Origin of the sequence: Hymenobacter ginkgonis, assembly GCF_009755225.1 — a bacterium.
GTDB classification, from domain to species: domain Bacteria; phylum Bacteroidota; class Bacteroidia; order Cytophagales; family Hymenobacteraceae; genus Hymenobacter; species Hymenobacter ginkgonis.
The window spans coordinates 842,074-860,767 of sequence record NZ_WQKZ01000003.1; the positions used below are offsets into that span (position 1 = coordinate 842,074).

An 18,694-nucleotide genomic window follows, 5' to 3' on the forward strand; every position below is an offset into this window, starting at 1 on the left:
TCCTTCCTCGTTACAGGACCATGTAGCTTGTTGATTTAGTTTATTCGTTTTGGCAAAACAGAATAAAATCTTGTTCAGCAAGTAATTACATCTCTTATATTATACTTCAAAAGTCAGTGTCTCAAGATTTTATTCAGGAGCTGCAAGCGCAGTTGCAACCCGCCCGGCAGCAGCTGGTCGACCACTCGGTGTACCGCCGCATTCAGTCGCTCGACGATTTGCGCGTGTTTATGCAATACCACGTCTTTGCGGTGTGGGATTTTATGTCGCTGCTGAAGGCTTTGCAGCGCGACCTCACCTGCACGACCCTACCGTGGGTGCCCAAGGGCAACCCCGCCACGCGCCGCCTCATCAACGAGATAGTGCTGGAAGAAGAAACGGACGTGGACCCCGAGGGCCGGCCCACCAGCCACTTCGAGCTCTACCTGCGTGCCATGCAGGAGTGCGGCGCCGACACGGCGCCCGCGCAGCGCCTACTGGCCGCCTTGGCCGAAGGCGCCAGTGTGCCCGCTGCCCTGGCGGCCGCGCAAGCGCCGGCATTCGTGCAGGAGTTTGTGAAGCAAACTTTTGCCGTGATTGCCGCCGGGCAGCCGCACGCCGTGGCAGCCGCCTTTACGTTTGGCCGTGAAGATGTTATCCCCGATATGTTCCGCAACTTGGTGGCCGATTTGGGCCAGCGTTTTCCGGGGCAGCTCGATACGTTTATTTATTATCTCAACCGCCACATCGAGCTTGATGAGGAAAACCATGCCCCGCTAGCTCAGCAAATGGTGCGCGACCTCTGCGCTACCGACTCGCAGCGCTGGCAGCAGGCCGCCGACGTGGCCGCGCAGTGCATGGCCGCCCGCGTGGGCCTCTGGGATGGCATTCAGCAGGCGCTAACCCAGCAACCAGCTACCGCCTAAGTATTTGCCGCTATGAAAAACGACCAGTCGCGCCGCCAGGGAGTGATATACTCCACCAACTCCGATTTCGCTTACCAAACCAACGAGCCCGCCGAGGCCGCCACCCTACCCCCCCAGCAACAGCAATTGCGCGTGCAGCTCGATAAAAAGCAGCGCGGTGGCAAAAAGGTGACGCTCATTACTGGCTTTGTGGGCCGCGACGAGGATTTGCAAACCCTCGGTAAGCTCTTGAAAACCAAGTGTGGGGTAGGGGGCAGCGCCAAAGATGGCGAGATAGTGGTGCAGGGCGATTTCCGCGCCAAGGTGCTAGAAATCTTGCTCAAAGACGGCTACAAAGCCAAGCAGATAGGCGGGTAGGTGTCAGTGCGTAGAATTTAAATGGGGAGGGGTTACCGTCGTTCAATAGCCAGAACGACAGTAACCCCTCCCCATTTAAGCGTGAGCCGCTGGTATTTATTCTTCTTCGAGCGAGCTGCCGCTGCTCAGGTCTTTCTCGATGTTGCGGGGGTGGCCGGTGTAGCGCGCGTTGCTGCCGCTGCTTAGGTCAGCCCTTAGCTCCTCGGTGGCGTTTACCTTGGCCTGCGAAGCGCTGCTGAGGTCGAGTTTGACCTTGTTGGCGCGCAGGCCGCGGGCCTCTACTTGGCTGGCGCTGGAGCCATCAACGGATAGCTCGTTGGCCGAACCGCTGAGGTTGGCCGAGCTGGCGCTGCTTACTTGAAGCTCTAGGCGCGGCACATTCACGTCGAGGTAGGCCGTCGAAGCGCCGGAAGCTTCGAGGCGCAGCGCCTCATCGCGGAAGCCGCTTACGTCGGCCTGGCAGGCGCCGCTCAGCTCTAGGTGCCGAAGGCGGGGTAGGGTAATGGTTACCAGCACCGGGCCGGTGTTTGAACTGAGCGCCGACAGCCAGTCGCGGTTGCGGCGGTGGCGAATTACCAGGCGGCTGCCGTCGATGCTGAGGCGCACATCGTCGAGGTCTTCGGAGCGCGCGGCGGCTTCTACTTTGTAGCTATCGCCCTGGCGCACGAGTACCCGGAAACCACCAAAGGCCTCAATTTCGCTGAATTCGCCGGGGGTATTCAGACTTTTACGGCCCGTGCCGTAGTGGCTAGGGTCGGTATTGAACTTCGTAGCCGAGGTGCGCACCCGGATTTTGGGTTCGTCGCCGTCGGTGTTCACGCGCACCTGCGTTTTGTTGCCGTTCACGTCCAAGTTCACTACCTCATCGCCATCGCTGTCCGAATCGTCCTCGTCAGCACTGCTGGGTGGGCAGTCGAGGCAGGTAAACTTGCCCTCGCGGGTGAAGCGGGCGCGGTGCGGCGCGTCGCTATCGGGCCGTTTGTTGTTCGTGAAATCGTCGTCGTCGAGCTTCTCAATAAAAAGGGGCGTCAAGCGATACGTTTTGTCCAGGGGCAAGTGCAACGTCAGGTTCAGCTTTTGGCCGCGGTAGGGGGCATTTTCGCGCAGCGTGATGCCTTGGTCGAAGGTAATAGTTGAGTCTTGCTGGCTAACAGTGTACAGGATAGACTGCTGCGCCGTGAGGCGAGCCGAATTTTGGGTGCGGCCGCGGGCCTGGTATTCTTCCTCGATGTAGGGCGCGGCGCCGCTGTCGGCCAGCGCCAGGTGCAGGCGGGCGGCCTCCATAAAGTCATCCATGTTGCGCGAGTCGAGCACGATGCCGGGGCCAGGCACCGGCGCCAGCCGGCGCACGGTGGTATAGGTAGCGCGGGTGCGGGTATCGCGGAAAATCTGGCCGGCGGCCACCGCCGTGCCTACCACGCCCAGCAGCCACAAGGCGAGCAGCGACAAGCTGGCGGTGCGGCTCAGCACCGAGCGGCGCAGCACCAGCCGCACCCCCAGGAAGATGAGCGCCAGCGCCGGAATAACGACTACTAGCGTGGCCGCCACAATGCCCCAGGGCTGGGCGTTGTGCATCACCGAGTTAAAGCTCTCGTCGCCAAAGCGGAAGTCATTGTCCGTGTGAATAACCGACTCACTGGAGATAACGCCCAGCGCCGCGCCGGCAAAACCCAGTGCCGTGAGCAGCCACGAGCCGCCCATTATAATGAGCACCGCCGCCGCTGCCCAGCGAATAAGCGTACCGAGAAAGCTCACGGCTGGCTGGGCGCCGCGCGCTGCGCCTTCCAGAAACGTGCCCACCGAGCGGCTGCCGGCCGGGGTCGTGCTGTCGCCGTCGAAAGCGTTGCTGCGCAAGTTATTATCAATACCCGAGAGGGTAACGGCATCGCCACGCATCTGCATTTTTTCTGACATGGTGCGGGCCTCCGGCACCACTACCCACAAGATGATGTAGATGATAATAGTCGAACCGAACGTCAGGAAGGCGCCTAGCAAGAAGATGACCCGCACCAGCACCGTATCGGTGCGGAAGTAGTGGGCCAGGCCCGAAGCCACGCCCCCGACCTTGCCGGCATCAACGTCGCGGAAGAGCTTGCGGCCGGAGAGCGACCCGCCCAGGTCGAGGGTATCGATAGGGGTAGGGGCATCGTTGCGCTTGGGCAGCACCACCCACAGAATGGCATAGGCCACCACGGCCAAACCGCCCAGGTCGAAGTGGTGGCGAAATAGGCCGGTGCCGGGAATGCGGTCAAACCCACCCACCAAATTAGGTAGCAATACCAGCGCCAGAAAAACTAGGCGCACTACCAGGGGGTTCACGCGGAAGTATTGCGCCAGGCCGGCGCACACGCCCGCAATTTTGCGGTGGGCCAAGTCGCGGTACAGGCGCCGGGGCTGGCCGTCGTCCTCGCGGGGAGGCACGCTGCTGCTAAAGGGGGGGGTAGGGCCCGCACCGGCTGTCGAAGTAACGGTGGGCTCGTCCTCTTCATTTTCCACCTGGAAGTCGCTGACGCGGCCCATCTGGGCGGTCATGGCCTCCACGTCGGCCAGGGTAATAACCTGCTTGTTCACCGAAATGCGGGCGGCAAACAACTCGGCGATGCGGCCCTCAATATCGGCCACTATCTCCTCGTGGCCCTGGTAGCTGGCAAAGTGGGCTTTTACCTCGTGCAGGTAGCGGCTAAGCACTTCGTAGCCATCATCTTCGATGTGGAAGATGATACCCTGCAAGTTGATGCTGATGTTCTTTTTCATGAGAAAGGCCGCAGGCGCGAAGCGCGGCAATTTTAAGCTGAGAAAGGAAGTTTGGCGAAAAAGACGGGTAGGTTAAACGGGGCGCGGGGGCTGGCGAATGATGCCCACCGAAAGAGCCATTTCTTCCCAGGTCTGGCGCAGTTCTTCCAAAAACTGCCGGCCGGCTTCGGTGAGGGTGTAGTACTTGCGGGGTGGCCCGGAGGTGGATTCTTTCCAGACGTAATCGAGCAGAGCGGCATTCTTGAGGCGCGTGAGCAGGGGGTAGAGCGTGCCCTCGACCACTATCATGCGGGCCGCGGTTAGCTCCTCCAGCATGTCGCTGGCGTAGGCCTCCCCGCGGCCAATTATCTCCAAGATGCAGAATTCGAGGATGCCTTTGCGCATCTGCACCTGGGTGTTCTCGAGTTTCATGGGCGGTATGAACTAGTAGTAGGTGAGGAACAGTACAAATGTAGTGTAGGTACTTTGCATTACATAATACTTGGTGAAATTTTTTTTGTTGCGTTTGTGAAAAAAATAGTTGAGCCTAAACCGGAGAGGTTCAACCGGTTCTCGGCATTGTGCCAAACGGCGCCAGCTAACTGCCCAAAACCCAGGCGCAAGGCCGTACAGTGGCGGTTTTGTGCGCGCGCCGACGCACTATCCGGCAGTAACTTGCGTTGCCGCTCATGTTATTTTTCCGCATTAATTCATCTATGCTACAACTTTCCGCTCGTAGCCAGCCTTCGTGGATGGTCAGCCTGGGGCTCAGTGCATTACTTGGTTTGGCCGCTGCCCCCGTGGTTCAGGCCCAAACAAACACGCCCAAGTACAGCAATGAATTCTTGAACCTAGGGGCCGGTGCGCGCTCGCTAGGTATGGGCAAAACGCAGGTGAGCTTGGCCAACGACGCCACCGCCAGCTACTGGAACCCGGCAGCCCTCACAAACATCACAGCCAAGTACGATGGCGTGCTGATGCACTCCGAACTGTTTTCGGGGGTAGTGAAGAACGACTATGCGGCTTTTGCCATGCCGCTCGATGAGAAAAGCGCCATTGGCGTGACGCTGCTGCGCCTGGGTGTGGACAACATCGCCGATACCCGCGCGCTCATCAACGAGTACGGCCAGATTCAGTACGATAAAATCACGTACTTCTCGGTGGCCGATTATGCGCTGCTGCTCTCGTACGCGCGCAAGCTGGGGCCCGAGGGCCTGAGCGTGGGGGGAAGCGGCAAGCTCATCTACCGCAACGTGGGCAGCTTTGCCAACGCCTACGGCTTTGGGGTGGATGTGGGCTTGCAGTACAACCACAAGGGCTGGCGCCTGGGTCTGATGGCCCGCGACATTACCACCACCTTCAACGCCTGGAGCATCGACGCCGACAAGTTTACGGCTACGGCCCTACCGGGCGAAACGATTCCGAAGAACTCGACCGAGATAACGCTCCCGCGCCTGGTGCTGGGGGTAGGGCGGCAGTTTACGCTGCCGGGGCAGTTTTCGGCCCTGGTAGCCGCCGACTTGGAGGCCACCACCGATGGCCAGCGCAACACGCTGGTGTCGGCCAAACCTGTGAGCGTGGACCCGCGGGTAGGGGTGGAGGTAGGCTACCGCAACCTGGCCTTTCTGCGCGGGGGGGTAGGCAACTACCAGCAAATAACCACCTTCGACCAAAAGAAGCAGTGGAAGGGCGAGTACAGCCTGGGGGCGGGCGTGGCCTTCAGTGGCCTGCGCATCGACTTGGCCCTCTCGCGCCTGGCGGTAGAAAAGCTGGGCTCAACGTCGCAAACCAACTCGCTCATCGTGAGCCTGGGCTACGGCCTGGGCAGCCGCACCGGCGGGCTGCCCACCACCACGCGCTAGCGCGCACCGCCGCCAGACTTCATGCCATTATAATCGCTTGTTATACAGATGAATAAACAATATACAACTGGTCAGTTAGGGGGGGTAGGGCTCTGGCCCGGCGCCTGGCGCCTGCTGCTGCTGGTGGTGGGGCTGCTAGTGGGGGGGCCTGCCGCCCAGGCCCAATCGGGGCCCTACGGCAACGAATGGATAGTGCCCAGCCAGCCTTACTATAAAATAAAGGTGTGGCGCGACGGCCTCTACCGCCTCGACTACGCCTACCTGAGCAAGCTCGGGGCGGGGGGGGTAGCCCCCACGCAGTTGCAGATATGGCGCCGCGGCAAGGAATTGGCCATCTACCAGGGCGGCAACTCGGCCACGCTGGACAACTCCACCTATCTAGAGTTTTATGGCCAGCGCAACGATGCGGCCCTAGACAAGGAGTTCTTCAAAAACCCGCTCGACCAGGCTAACCCCTACTACAGCCTGTACACCGACACGGCCGCGTACTTCGTGACGTGGGGCGCCCGCGCGGGCAAGCGCATGGCCCAGCCCACGGCGGCCGGCGGCACCCCGCACGGCTGGCGGCTGCAGTCGTCGTTTCGGCAAATGGTGGGCACCTATACCGAGTCGCCCACCGAAGGCGTCACCTACCTACCCTGGCTGGAGCTGGGGGAGGGTTTCTTCCAAGGCTTCCAGAAAGGGGCGGGGAGCCAGCCCCTCGACTCGCTGCTGCGGGCCGTATCGACGGCGCCGGGTACACCCGCGCCCACCCTTGAAACGGTAGTGGTAGGCGCCAACAACGTCAACCACAATACGAGCGTGGGCGTTATTCCGCCGGGCGCCTCGCCGCGGGTGCTGGGCGTACTCAGCTACAAGGGCTACGGCTATAAGGGCGGGCGCTACAAGCTGCTACCCAGCGATATTGGTAGCAACGGCTCTTTCACTATCAACTACGATGTAGTAAACCAGGCTACTACGGGCACCCAGGAGGGCTGGCGCTACTCGTGGTGGCGCGTTACGGCGCCGCAGCAAAATGTGTGGTTTAGCGACCGCCGCCTGGTGTGGTTTCAAAACGATTCGCTGCTGGCTGGGCCGGCCACGTATGAGGTAGATAATATTCCGGCCACGGTGCGCGGCTACGACATTCAGGACCCCTGGAACGTGCAGCGCATCGAGCCTGCTGCGGCTGTCACGCTGGGCAGTACTGGCCGCCGCTACGTGTTTCCGAGCGCCACCGAGCAGCAAAGGCGCCACCTGCTGCTGGCCGATGCCGCCCGCCTCGAAGTGCCGCTGCCAGCCCAACGGGTGGTTTTCCGGCCGATAGACCCCGTGAAGCCCAACTTCGTGATTATCACGCACCCCAAGCTGATGGGGGCCGCCGGCAACGTGCCCAACGCTGCCCGGGCCTACGCCAACTACCGCGCTTCTACCCCCGGCGGCCGCTACGACACCCTCATGGTGACGGCCCCGCAACTATACGACCAGTTTCACTATGGCGAGCGCTCGGTGATAGCGCTGCGCCACTTTGCCTTGTGGCTGGCGGCCAACAAACCCGCCGCCCAAACCAAGTACTTACTGCTGTTGGGCAAGGGTATTTCGCCCGGGGCACCCGTGGCGGGGCCGTTGGTTGATGCCTCCAATTTTGTGGATTATACCATCACGGGCTCGCTCTGGTACTGGTCGACGCGGGTGCAGGGAGAGATGGGCGTAGATTTAGTGCCGGTTTCGACCCGCTCGCCGTCGGACAACTTTCTATCGAGCGATTGGCCGCACGACAAGTACGAACCCGCCTTTCCGACGGGCCGGGTAGTGGCCTCTACCCCGCAAGAGGTGGTCAATTACCTCACGAAGCTGCAGGATTACGAAAGCCAACTCGACCCCAATCAGCTCAACCCCGAGCCCTGGCACAAGAGCGTAGTGCACTTGGTGGGTGGCGAATCAACAGCCGATTTCGCGGAGTTTGGCGGCTACATGGATAAGTACCGCCGCCGCATCGAGCATCCTTTGCTAGGTGGCCAGGTAACGACTTTCCGGCGCACTACCCCCAATAGCTTCCCCATCGGCCTCAATATTGCCAAGGAAGTAAACGCGGGCCAAACCGCCATCATGTACTTCGGCCACGGCTCGACCACCGACTTTGACCTCAACATCAGCAAGAATATCAACGACCCGGCCGAGGGCTACAACAACCTGCATAAGTACCCCGTGCTGATGTACAACGGGTGCTCGGCGGGGGCAGCGTTTTTCTACGGCAGAACCTTCGGCACCGATTGGCTGCTGGCGGCCAATAAAGGCTCGATTGGCATGATGGCCGAAAGCGGCTTTTCTTACGCCTACCTGCTCGACCCCGCCCAGGATTTGTCAGACCAACTGCTGTTCAACGACCCGCAGTGGTTTGGCCGGCCCGTGGCAGAAGTGCGCAAGGAGCTGGTACGCCGGCTGCAAACCAACGGCCTGTTTGCGGGCAACAATCCCGCCATTGAGCAGCTGCTGTGCACTATCTGGCAGGGCGACCCGGCCTTGCGCCTCTTTGCCCCGGCTAAGCCCGACCTGGTGGCCAGCAATGCGGCGCTGTCGCTCACGCCCATCGCGCCCGATCAGACTGTGACGGCTACCTCGACGCAGTTTACGCTGAACGTGGGGGTAAGCAACCCGGCGCGCATCACTCGCGACTCGGTCGAGATTCGGGTTACGCGCACCTACCCCGGCGGCAGCCAAGTGTATTTGTTTGATAACCATGGCAACAAGCCTTTTCCACAGGCTTTCCAGCGCGATACGACGTACGCCATCACCATTCCCAACCCGGCCAATACGAACTTCTTTGGCGATAACGTCTTCAAAGTAGAGTTGGACTACCGCAACAAGATAGCCGAGCTGAGCGAAACCAACAACACGGCCCAGCTGACTTTCTCCTTCCTCAAAAGCGGCGTAACGCTGCTGGCGCCCAACGAATTTGCCATTGCGCCCAGCCCTACCCCCCGCCTAGTAGCCCAGAGCAACGACCTGACCGGCGCCGTGCGGAGCTATGATTTTCAAGTAGACTCGGTAGCCACGTTTAACAGCCAGGGCGGCTCACCGCTGCAAAGCTCCACCATCTCGGCGGGGGTAGTGGCGAGCTTCGTGCCCAAGGCCCTTGTGGCTAAGCGCGATTCGGCGGTATGGTACTGGCGGGTGCGCTTCAGCAACCCCGTGGGCAACGAGGACAAGGAATGGCACGTGAGCTCATTCCGGGTAATACCCAAAGCCGCCGGCGGCGGCTGGTCGCAGAGCCACAATGGGCAGTTTGCCCGCAACCAGCTGCGCAATGTGGCGGTGGCGGCGCCCAGCAACCGCTGGAGCTTTCCGGCCCAGCAGCTGCCGTTGCAGCTACGCACCGTGGGCGGCGGTACGCCCGGCAGCGCCCCTACATTTAGTGTGCTCGGGGGCTTCGGTATTCGGACGGATGTGGCATCGGCGCCCTATATCGGTGACTGCGGCATCAACTCGCCTAACTTGTTGGTGGTGGTGCTCGACCAGCATTCGCTGCAACGCCTGACGGTGCCGGGCGCCTACTCGACCTGCGGCGCGGGCGGGCAAACGTTCTACCACTTTGCTACTACTGGCACCGACACGCTCGACAACCTCAACAACAGCCCTACCCGCCGCACCCAGCTGCAGACTTTCTTGCAAAATGTGCCCGACGGCGCTTATGTGGCCTTGGTGAGTGAGAACCGCCTGCGCTTCGCCGACCCCGCTCTGGCCCCGGTGCTGCAGCAGCTAGCTACGGTGCTGGGCAGCAAGCTCGTGTTGAAGCTCAAAAACGGCGAGCCCCTGACCTTAGTGGCGCAAAAGCGCACCGCCGGTGGCCGCCTGCTGGCCGAGCAAGGCCCCGACGGCAGCCAGGGTGCAGCCGGTTATGGCCAAACCATTACGCTGGATTATACCCTGAGCACGCCCGGCCAGGCTGGCTCGATTACCAGCACGCTCATTGGCCCGGCGCAGAAGTGGGAAACGCTCTACAATACCATTCGCCGCGAAACCTCCACTTCTTCTTACACCCTGACGCTGCTTGGAGTAGATGCCGCCGGCAAAACCACGGTGCTCAACAGCAACGTGGGCCCGCAGGCCCTCGACCTCAGCGGCTACTCAACCGCTACTTACCCCTACATGCAGCTCCAGCTGGCCCTCAGCGACTCGGTAAACCGCACGCCGCCGCAGCTCAAGCAGTGGCTCGTGACCTACAAGGGCCTGCCCGAAGGCGTGGTGCGCCGCGACCTGGTGGCTACCGCTGTGTACGACTCGGTGCGCCTGCGCAACCAGGCTACTACGCTGGGCAAGCTCAGCTTCCCAGTGAAGTTCGATAACGTATCGCAGGAGTCGTTTGCCAATCCGTTGCAGGTGCAGGTGTCACTCGTGAACGTGGCTACTGGCCTGCCCGTGGCTGGCACTACCCAGCTCATTACCGCGCCGCGGGCCCCGGCCGCCGGCGATAGCGTGCTTACGGTGCGCGTGAACCTCGACGTGGTGGGCAAATACGGCACCTTCTACCCCCGCGTGGTGGTGAATCCGCAGCTTCAGCCCGAGTTATATTACTTCAACAACGAGCTGAAGCTGGACGCCTTCACGGTGCGCGATACCAACGTGCCGCCAACCCTCGACGTGGCGGTCGATGGCCGCCACATCCTCAACGGCGAGCTGGTGTCGCCTACCCCCACCATCAGCATTCAACTCAAGGATGAGGATAAGCTGCGCCGCATCACCGACGCCTCGGCTTTCTCGGTATTCTTGCAGCGCCCCGGCCAAACCACGGCCCAGGTAGTGGACGTGAATGGCGCCCAGGTGCATTTTAGCGTTGATAATACTTCGGGCAGCCTGGCCAAGCTCGACTTCCAGCCCGGCCTCAACGGGGCGCTCGAAAATGGCATGTACACCCTGCGCGTGCAGGGCCGCGACCCCTCCAACGCCAGCGCCGGCACCCAGGAGTACGAGGTAAAGTTTGAGGTCGTGAATCAGTCCACAATTTCCAACGTTTACCCGTATCCCAACCCGGTAACCAGCAAGGCTAAGTTCGTCTTTACGGTAACGGGCAAGGAACTGCCGCGTAACATGAAAATTCAGATTATGACGCTCACTGGCAAGGTAGTGCGCGAAATTTTCATGAACGAACTGGGGCCGCTGCACATCGGCAACAACATCACCGACTACGCCTGGGACGGCACCGACCAGTACGGCGACCGCCTCGCCAATGGCACCTACCTCTACCGCGTGGCCCTCGACGACCCGAATGGTGACTTTAGCCGCCGCGAAACTGCCGGCGATAAGGCCTTCAAAAACGATTGGGGTAAGCTTGTGCTACTCCGCTAACGGCTTTGCCGCTTTTGCGTACTTACGCTAAAAACCCCTTCCTTTGCATGGAAGGGGTTTTTTATGGCCCATTTACCCACCCATTTGCCTAGCCCTCATTCGCCGGCCCTACCCCTCCCGCTTGTGCCCGCCCGCCTTGATTTTTTGGATGGCTTGCGCGGGCTGGCGGCCCTGGGGGTACTAATTCATCATTATTCGGCGGCCTTTTACCCCACTACCATGACTGGGGACCCGGCCACCGCCCACCTGCCCGGCCACTGGGAAACCTGGCTGGCGGCCTCGCCGGTACTGCTCAATTTTCGGCTGTCGCTTTTCTTCGCGCTAAGCGGACTGGTGCTGGCCGCGTCGGTGGCCCGGGCGCCGCGCGGGTGGCGCCCGCTACTGCCTCAGCTAGCCCGCCGCTACGTGCGGCTGAGCTTGCCGGTAGCAGCCAGCTTGGTGCTGGCCTACGCCTTGCTGCTTACGCACAGCTTCCGCCCGCAGGTGCTGGTGGCCAATGGGGCAACCTGGCTGGAGCCGTTTTGGCAGTGGTTGCCCAGCTTTGGGCAGTTTGTGCGCGATGCGCTGGGTGGGGTAATGATGCGCAATATTCCGCGCTACAACCCCGTGCTCTGGACGATGATGGTGGAGTGGCAAGGCTCGCTGCTGGTGCTGGGCGTGCTGGCCCTGGCCGGTACCGACCCCTGGCGCCTAGCACTATATGCGGGCCTGGCGCTGGCTTTCATGGCAGCGCAGGCCGACCCTTATTACGTAGCCTTTTTACTGGGGCTGAGCTTGCACGACGTCTACCACCGGCAGTGGCACCGGCGGTTGGCAGCCTCTACGCGCCGCGTCCTTGTTGTGGGGCTGCTGTTGGCCACGGCCTTCCTGGCCAGCTACCCAGAGTCTGCCTACCAGTTTTCGGTGACGGGCGCCGCGTATACATGGCTGCAGCTACCTGGGGTTGAGGGCAGCCGCGCAGCTGATTTTTACCACATTTTGGGCTCTGGCACGCTGCTGGCAGCCCTGCTGCTCTCGGGGAGATTGCAAAAAATAGCAACTACCTCGTTGTTGCGCCGCCTGGGCAAGCGCGCTTTTGCCCTGTACCTGCTGCACTTTCTGCTCATGGGCTCGGGCTCGGCGTGGCTGTTTGGGTGGCTACGCGGGCACTTTGCGTACAACGCCAGCTTTGGGCTGATGGCCTTGCTATCGGGTGGCACCTTGGTCGTGCTTACGGAGGTTTTCTATCGGCTGATTGACAATCCTAGCCATGCAGTGGCGCGCTGGGTAGGGCGGGTATCCGCCGCTGCGTTGGCTTACCTCTTGGCCCGCCGCTCCCGCTAAGCTTAGTTATGCACTTGGGTACCCAGGCTAGCGCCGCCGCAGCGTCACGAAGCTGTAAGCGTAGGGGTTGGCTGCATCGGCGGCGTGGCGCGCGCGGGTTTCCTCGCGCCACGCCGCGGGGGGTAGAGCCGGGAAGCTGGCATCGCCCTCGAAGGTGCCGTGCACCTCGGTGAGGTACACCACATCGGCCAGGGGTAGGGCCTCGCGGTAGATTTCGCCCCCCCCGATAATGCACACCGTGCCCTCGGGCCCGGCCAACTCGCGGGCGCGCTCCACTGCGGCCAGCACCGAGGGCACGGCCTCGCAGCCGGGCGCCGCCCAGTTGGGCTGGCGCGTCACCACCAGGTTGGCCCGGCCCGGCAAAGCGCGCCCAATGCTGTCATACGTTTTGCGGCCCATCACCACGGGGTGCCCCAGGGTCAACTCCTTAAAGTGCCGAAGGTCGGCGGGCAGGCGGCCCCAGGGCAGCTGACCGTCGCGACCGATAATGTTGTTTTCGGCCGCAGCCACTACGAGCGTTACCATCGCTTAAAAAGTAAGTTTGGCCCCGCGCAAAAACTCAGCGGTCAGCATCCGTTTTTTGCCCTCGGGCTGAATTTCCAGTAAATCGAGCCAGCCCGTGGCCGTGCGCACGCGCAAGTAGTGGCGGCCATCGGTGGCCCAGGTGCCGGGCGCGGCGTCGGGGTTCGAGGCGGTTTCGTCGGCAGTGGGGGGGAGGGCCTGTGCCCGAAACACCTTGAGGCCACGCCCGTCGGGTAGGGTAGTGTAGGCAGCGGGCACTGGGCTGAGGCCGCGCACCTGGTTCACCAGCTCGGGAGTAGGGCGCGTGAAGTCGAGCCGGCCAGTTTCCTTAGTAAGCTTGGGGGCGGGGCGCAAGGCGGGCGAGTTGGCCTGGGGCGTGCTGGGCGCGGTGCCCGCCGCAATGGCCGCCACGGTGCGGCGCGCCAAGTTGGCGCCCACCAGCTTCAGCTTGCCGTACACGGCGCCGAAGTCATCGGCGGGCTCAATGGCCAATTTATCCTGCAAAATCAAATCGCCGGTATCAATTTCGTGGCGCAGAAAAAAGCTAGTAACGCCCGTTTCGGTGTCGCCGTGCATCAGGGCCCAGTTGATGGGGGCCGCCCCGCGGTACTGTGGCAGCAGCGAGCCGTGGATGTTCACCGAGCCCAGCCGCGGCATGTTCCACACCGCCTCGGGCAGCATCCGAAAAGCCACCACCACCTGCAAGTCGGCCGCGTAGCTTTTCAGCTCGGCCTGAAACTCGGGCGATTTCAAATTGGTGGGTTGCAGCACCGGCAGGCCGTGGGCCAGCGCCGCCACCTTCACGGCCGACGCTTGCAGCTGGCGGCCGCGCCCGGCGGGCCGGTCGGGGCCAGTTATCACGGCCACTACCTGCGCCTCGGGCATGGTAAGCAGCGTTTCAAGCGTAGGCACCGCAAAATCGGGCGTGCCCATAAAGATGAGGCGAAGGGGGGTAGGCATTGGGGTAACCAGGAGAGTTAAAAGGGCGTCATACTGCGCTTGCCGAAGCATCTCTATCGCTTCGCTAAACGGTTCTGGTGAAGTGGTAGAGATGCTTCGGCAAGCGCAGTATAACGTTCGGTTTCTATAGAATTAGGAGCGATTATAGTTAAGTGTTTCACCTTTCTGGATACAGCAAGTACTTCCGGCGCCGCGCCTTAAACTGCCCCAGCTTCGGCTCCCACGAGGCGCGGATGCTGGCCTCCGAACGGCCAGCCAGCACCTGCGCCCGCAGCGAGTCGGTACCCGCCAGCTCTTCAAAATATTTGCTGAAAAAGTGCGCCTTATCGGTGCTTTGTTGGTAAAAATCGAGCAGATATTTCAGGGTAAAAGCCTGCGCTGGCTCTTGGGCGGCGGGCTGGTGTAGGTCGAGGCCGTAGCAGAGCTGGCCATTGAGCGGAGGGGTAGGGGAGCCCGCATTGGGCCGCGGCGTAAACTGGTAGGGCCGCGTGGCCGGCTGCGTGGGCCCACCAATCACCTCAAATGGCCGGTCGGTGCCGCGCCCCACGCTCACGTTGGTGCCTTCAAACAAGCACACCGACGGGTAAAGCGCCACCGCCCGCGCCGTGGGCAGGTTGGGCGAAGGCCGCACCGGCAGGGGGTAGGGTGTGGCGTGGGTATAGCCCCCGGCCATGGGTATCACTTTCAGGGCGCACTGGCGGCCGCCGGCCAGCCACTTTTCGCCGTTCAGCATCTGCGCCAATTCGCCCACCGTGAGGCCGTGGCAGATGGGCAGCGGGTCGAGGCCCACAAACGAGCGGTACTTGGCTTCGAGCACGGGGCCATCCACAAGCATGCCATTGGGGTTGGGCCGGTCGAGGACCACCACGGTTTTGCCCTGCTCGGCGGCGGCTTCCATCACATAGTGCAGCGTGCTGATGAAGGTATAAAACCGCGTGCCTACATCTTGAATATCAAAGACCAGCACGTCCACGTCGGCCAGCATTTCGGGGGTAGGCTTTTTGGTTTTGCCATACACCGAGCGCACGGGTACGCCGGTGCGGGCATCGCGCCCGTCCGTGATGGTGGCCCCATCGGCCGCCTCGCCCCGGAAGCCGTGCTCGGGGGCGAAGATGGCCGTCAGGTTCACGTGCAAGGCCTTTAGCGTGTCCACGAGGTAGGTGCTGCCGAGGCGCGAAGTCTGGTTCACTACTAACCCTACCCGCTTGTTTTTGAGCAAGGGCAGATAGGCCTTGAGCTGCGCCGCGCCCATTTGCAGCGGCGCCTGCGCGCCGACTGGGGGGGTAGGGAGGAGCGTAGTCGGCGCGCCAGCCGAGCCGCAGGCGCCCGCCGCGGCCAGCGCCAGCCCGAGCCCCAAAACGAAAGAAATCCGCGTCATCATGCCCCAAAAGTACCCCCGTCCGTAAGAAGCCCGCCTAACCTGCACCGCAAACCTCCCGCCCGGCCGTAGCTTTACCCCCACTCGTGAATACCGCCCGCTTTATATCGCGCCGCATGGACGGGGCCGACTCCGGCTCCTTTACCCATTCTGTTACGCGCATTGCCACGGTCAGCATTGCCTTGGGCATCGCCGTGATGATAGTTTCCTTCTCGATTCTGCACGGTTTCCGCGAGCAGATTCAGAACAAAATATTTTCCTTTGGAGCGCACTTGCAGCTCTCGCGCTACGACACCAGTAATTCGCTGGAGGTGGCGCCCATCAGCGAGCCCGAGCTGCGTCGGCAGCTGGTGCGCTACCCGCAAGTAACGTCCATTCAGCCCTTTGCTCGCAAAACGGCCATCATCAAAACCACCGATGAGGTGCTGGGCGTGGTGCTGAAAGGCGTGTCGGAGAAGCACGGCCCCAGCTCGATGCGCCAGAACATGGTGGCCGGCAAGTTCATCCAGTTTGCCGATTCAGCGGCCAGCGACGACATCGTTATCTCGCAGAAAGTGGCCGACAAGCTGCGGCTTAAGGTGGGCAGCCCGGCGCTGTTCTACTTCATTCAGCAGCCGCCGCGGGTGCGCAAGTTTCGGGTGTCGGGCATCTACCAAACCGGCCTCGACGAGTTCGACGAGGTGTACGTACTCGGTGATTTGCGCCAGATTCAGGAGCTCAATGCCTGGCCCGACTCGCTGGTAGGCGGCCTCGAAGTGCGCCTGCGCGATTTTAGCCGCCTCAACGCCACCTTCGACCAGTTTTATGAGCAGCTGCCCTACGAGGTGCGCGTCGAAAAAATCACCGACCAGTACGCCCAGCTATTCGACTGGCTGCAATTGCTAAACCGCAACGTCATCATCTTCCTTATTCTGATAATTTTCGTGGCCACGTTCAACATGGTAGCCACCATTTTCATCATGATTCTGGAGCGCACCAAGATGATAGGCATCCTGAAAGCCGTGGGCGCCACCGACAACCAGATTCGGGAAATGTTCTTTTTTCGAGGCCTGTCCATTACGCTCAAAGGGCTTGTTATTGGCAATGTAGTAGGTTTGGGGTTCAATGCCTTGCAGTTCTATTTCCGCATTATTCCGCTCGACCCCGAGAACTACTACATGGACCGCGTGCCCATTGCCTGGGACGCGCAGGTGATGCTGCTATTGAACGTGGCCACGCTGCTGGCCGCGCTGCTAGCCGTGCTCATCCCCACCTACATGATTGCCCGCATCAAGCCCATGGTGGCCATCCGCTTCGACTAAGTACATAGCCGGGCCCTCAGCAAAGCGCCATTGAAAGACTAAGCACCATATCGCAAGACTTAGCCTTTCAGTAGCGCTTTGCTGAGGGCCCGGCCGGTACTCACTCATCGAGGAAAAATAGCGCCCAGCTAGGCCTGGGCCCGCCCGGAGAGTGATAAGCGGGCTACCCCGCTATTTCAGTGATGTTAGTTGTTCGATGCCCCGTAGAAATACGGAGCTGGCTGGCCTGTTTAAGGCTGCTAAAATCCGTATTTTTGGCTTCTACCTAAGTAGGTGCTAACGCGTTATAGTTCTGGAGTTCCCATTGCCGCACTATGACTATGCAACCCTCTTCTACAGGAGCGGCGATATTGCCCGTTCGCTCTGGCCCCTCGTTTCAGGTCTATCGCTCTCAGGCGGAGCCTACTTACCACCAATTGTCGCTGGAGGATGCCCAAGGGCACCTGGCCCATTGGGTAATACCGCACTCCCTCAGGCACTTAGCCAAGCGGCCTGTACTGGTGTGGCTGCTGCCGACACCCTGCGTACTGGGAACCAGTTGCATAGATACCGGCTCCATGCAGCTCGCTCCAGCGCACCCCGGTACCCAGCCCGACTTGCGCGCCGACCTAGCCGAGGGCGTGCTGCGCCTCAATTTTAACGGCCAGTTGCTGCGCGGCTACTACCGTTGCCAATGCCTGCCCGACGGGGGCGGGCAACTCTGGCTGCTTACCCCCATTGGCTACGTATGAGCTTATACGCCAATGCACTATCTGGTAAAGGCGTGCAAATAAAGCCTAGCAATAACGGTTGTATGGCCTTTCTCGAAGGCAACATGGCCCTACCCCCTCTATACTAATTGAGGGGGTAGCAGCCGAGTGGAGCGCCCACCTACCTAGTTCGTTGCGAAAGGGGTGGGGCTGCGGTAGCGGATGTGGTAGGAAGGACAGGTATTGGCTAAGGCGGTACTACACAGCTATATTACGCGGCCGATTCGCGGCGGCCCTACCCTTTGTGCTTCGCTTAATGGGGTGGGGTAGGGCCTGCTGGCCATCAGCTACCACTATTTCTGGCCTAGCCTATTGCCTTGTTTTTACCTATGCTTGAGCGGCGGCAAGAGCCGCTCGGCCAATCAAGAACGTATGATTGAAGCTGTAAAATTTTGGAACGAGCCAAACAATAAAGCACACTGGGCCTTCGAAATTGACCCCCACTGGCGGACCTTCGCCGAGATGGTGCGGCTGGGTGCGCAGGCCGTGAAGGCCGAAAACGCCGGCATTCGGCGCGTGCTCGGCGGTATTTCACCCATCGACCCGTTGTTTGTGAAGCAGCTCCAGCGCCACGGGGCGCTGCAAGACCTAAACGCCGTGGCAGTGCACGGCTTTCCGCTCGATTGGAGCTTGTGGCCGCTCCACGAGTGGCCCACTAAAATTGCCGAAGTGGCCGCCGTTACTACCCTGCCCATCTGGGTGACGGAGGTGGGCGCCTCAAGCTTCGGGGCCGAGGAAGTGCAGGTGTTTGGCCTGCGCCGCACGGCCGAACTGCTGCTGGGTAAGCCGCGCGTGGAGCGCGTATTTTGGTGCAGCCTCTTCGACTTGCCGCAAACCCGGGATGGCGCTGCCCGCCACCGCGAGGCCGAGGGCGTGTCGTACCACCGCCACTTCCATATGGGGTTGCTGCGCGAAGACGGCACGCCGAAGCTAGCCCTCAAGCACTTTGCCGATTATACGCCAGAGCTGGGTATCTGCCAGTGGTTTCATTACGAAGACCCTCGGTTTGAATCGGCCCTGGCCTGGCTGCGCCGCCTGGGCGTGCGAAAACTGCGTACTGGCCTGAGCTGGGCCGACTGGCTGCGCCCCGATGCCGAGAGGTGGTTTGACCACGTGATGCGCCGGCTAGAAGAATTCGAGGTGACGGCCACTTTCTGCTTCACGCCCGAAGCCAAAGGCATTCAGCCGCGCCGCACCAGCCCGCCGCGCCACCCGGAGGAATTCGCCGATTTTTGCGCCACCATGACGCGCCGCTATACCTGAGGTAGTCGCTTGCGCA

Annotated in this window: 13 protein-coding genes; 8 read left to right on the top strand and 5 right to left on the bottom strand. The window is 61.3% G+C overall.

Annotated elements, in window-relative coordinates:
- The first annotated feature begins 116 nt into the window (after window positions 1-116).
- Both GO988_RS14890 and GO988_RS14895 read left to right on the top strand, forming a co-directional pair.
- On the top strand, window positions 117-905 hold the full coding sequence (locus GO988_RS14890; RefSeq protein ID WP_317164875.1) for a DUF3050 domain-containing protein: 789 nt from the start codon (window positions 117-119) through the stop codon (window positions 903-905).
- Window positions 906-917: 12 nt separating this feature from the next.
- Complete coding sequence (locus GO988_RS14895; RefSeq protein WP_157566813.1) at window positions 918-1,262, top strand: translation initiation factor; 345 nt, start codon at window positions 918-920, stop codon at window positions 1,260-1,262.
- A gap of 96 nt (window positions 1,263-1,358) precedes the next feature.
- On the opposite strand, the gene GO988_RS14900 is transcribed toward GO988_RS14895, so the two are convergent.
- Both GO988_RS14900 and GO988_RS14905 read right to left on the bottom strand, forming a co-directional pair.
- The gene (locus GO988_RS14900; RefSeq protein ID WP_157566815.1) at window positions 1,359-4,016 is read right to left on the bottom strand and encodes a GIN domain-containing protein; all 2,658 of its coding nucleotides are present in this window, start codon (window positions 4,014-4,016) and stop codon (window positions 1,359-1,361) included.
- A 72-nt stretch (window positions 4,017-4,088) separates the two neighbouring features.
- Complete coding sequence (locus GO988_RS14905) at window positions 4,089-4,427, bottom strand: PadR family transcriptional regulator (protein ID WP_157566817.1); 339 nt, start codon at window positions 4,425-4,427, stop codon at window positions 4,089-4,091.
- A gap of 284 nt (window positions 4,428-4,711) precedes the next feature.
- Between GO988_RS14905 and GO988_RS14910 the strand changes: the two genes are divergently transcribed.
- The 3 genes from GO988_RS14910 to GO988_RS14920 all read left to right on the top strand — a co-directional run bounded on the left by GO988_RS14910 (window position 4,712) and on the right by GO988_RS14920 (window position 12,505).
- Window positions 4,712-5,857, top strand: coding sequence for a putative type IX sorting system protein PorV2 (locus tag GO988_RS14910; RefSeq protein ID WP_232341523.1), 1,146 nt, complete (start codon window positions 4,712-4,714; stop codon window positions 5,855-5,857).
- Between the two features lie 48 nt (window positions 5,858-5,905).
- A complete protein-coding gene (porU2, locus tag GO988_RS14915) occupies window positions 5,906-11,182 on the top strand; it encodes a putative type IX secretion system sortase PorU2 (protein WP_157566819.1) in 5,277 nt (1,758 codons plus the stop codon).
- Window positions 11,183-11,245: 63 nt separating this feature from the next.
- Complete coding sequence (locus GO988_RS14920) at window positions 11,246-12,505, top strand: acyltransferase family protein (protein ID WP_157566821.1); 1,260 nt, start codon at window positions 11,246-11,248, stop codon at window positions 12,503-12,505.
- 27 nt (window positions 12,506-12,532) lie between these two features.
- Here the strand turns inward: GO988_RS14920 and GO988_RS14925 are convergent, their stop codons facing one another.
- The 3 genes from GO988_RS14925 to GO988_RS14935 form a co-directional block, all read right to left on the bottom strand.
- Entirely contained in the window at window positions 12,533-13,030 is a 498-nt protein-coding gene (locus GO988_RS14925) for a dihydrofolate reductase (RefSeq protein ID WP_157566823.1), read from the bottom strand.
- A 3-nt stretch (window positions 13,031-13,033) separates the two neighbouring features.
- Window positions 13,034-13,987 carry a methionyl-tRNA formyltransferase gene (gene fmt / locus GO988_RS14930; RefSeq protein ID WP_198172778.1) on the bottom strand — a complete coding sequence of 318 codons (954 nt, stop codon included), beginning with the start codon at window positions 13,985-13,987 and terminating at the stop codon, window positions 13,034-13,036.
- Window positions 13,988-14,144: 157 nt separating this feature from the next.
- Window positions 14,145-15,368 (bottom strand): exo-beta-N-acetylmuramidase NamZ family protein, encoded by a 1,224-nt coding sequence (locus GO988_RS14935; RefSeq protein WP_317164876.1) that lies wholly within the window; start codon window positions 15,366-15,368, stop codon window positions 14,145-14,147.
- An 83-nt stretch (window positions 15,369-15,451) separates the two neighbouring features.
- Here GO988_RS14935 and GO988_RS14940 point away from each other — a divergent pair, with 83 nt between their 5' ends.
- From GO988_RS14940 to GO988_RS14950, 3 genes are all read left to right on the top strand, one after another.
- Window positions 15,452-16,666: an ABC transporter permease gene (locus GO988_RS14940; protein ID WP_317164877.1), complete on the top strand. Its 1,215-nt coding sequence runs from the start codon at window positions 15,452-15,454 to the stop codon at window positions 16,664-16,666.
- A gap of 557 nt (window positions 16,667-17,223) precedes the next feature.
- Window positions 17,224-17,397, top strand: coding sequence for a hypothetical protein (locus GO988_RS14945; protein WP_157566825.1), 174 nt, complete (start codon window positions 17,224-17,226; stop codon window positions 17,395-17,397).
- A gap of 390 nt (window positions 17,398-17,787) precedes the next feature.
- Window positions 17,788-18,678, top strand: coding sequence for a glycosyl hydrolase (locus GO988_RS14950; RefSeq protein WP_157566827.1), 891 nt, complete (start codon window positions 17,788-17,790; stop codon window positions 18,676-18,678).
- Window positions 18,679-18,694: the final 16 nt, after the last annotated feature.

Excerpts from the sequence above, each read along its gene's own strand:
- GO988_RS14895 (WP_157566813.1), top strand. The coding sequence starts at position 918 with ATGAAAAACGACCAGTCGCGCCGCCAGGGAGTGATATACTCCACCAAC.
- GO988_RS14900 (WP_157566815.1), bottom strand. The coding sequence starts at position 4,016 with ATGAAAAAGAACATCAGCATCAACTTGCAGGGTATCATCTTCCACATC.
- GO988_RS14905 (WP_157566817.1), bottom strand. The coding sequence starts at position 4,427 with ATGAAACTCGAGAACACCCAGGTGCAGATGCGCAAAGGCATCCTCGAA.
- GO988_RS14910 (WP_232341523.1), top strand. The coding sequence starts at position 4,712 with ATGCTACAACTTTCCGCTCGTAGCCAGCCTTCGTGGATGGTCAGCCTG.
- porU2 (WP_157566819.1), top strand. The coding sequence starts at position 5,906 with ATGAATAAACAATATACAACTGGTCAGTTAGGGGGGGTAGGGCTCTGG.
- GO988_RS14920 (WP_157566821.1), top strand. The coding sequence starts at position 11,246 with ATGGCCCATTTACCCACCCATTTGCCTAGCCCTCATTCGCCGGCCCTA.
- GO988_RS14925 (WP_157566823.1), bottom strand. The coding sequence starts at position 13,030 with ATGGTAACGCTCGTAGTGGCTGCGGCCGAAAACAACATTATCGGTCGC.
- fmt (WP_198172778.1), bottom strand. The coding sequence starts at position 13,987 with ATGCCTACCCCCCTTCGCCTCATCTTTATGGGCACGCCCGATTTTGCG.
- GO988_RS14935 (WP_317164876.1), bottom strand. The coding sequence starts at position 15,368 with ATGATGACGCGGATTTCTTTCGTTTTGGGGCTCGGGCTGGCGCTGGCC.
- GO988_RS14945 (WP_157566825.1), top strand. The coding sequence starts at position 17,224 with ATGCAGCTCGCTCCAGCGCACCCCGGTACCCAGCCCGACTTGCGCGCC.
- GO988_RS14950 (WP_157566827.1), top strand. The coding sequence starts at position 17,788 with ATGATTGAAGCTGTAAAATTTTGGAACGAGCCAAACAATAAAGCACAC.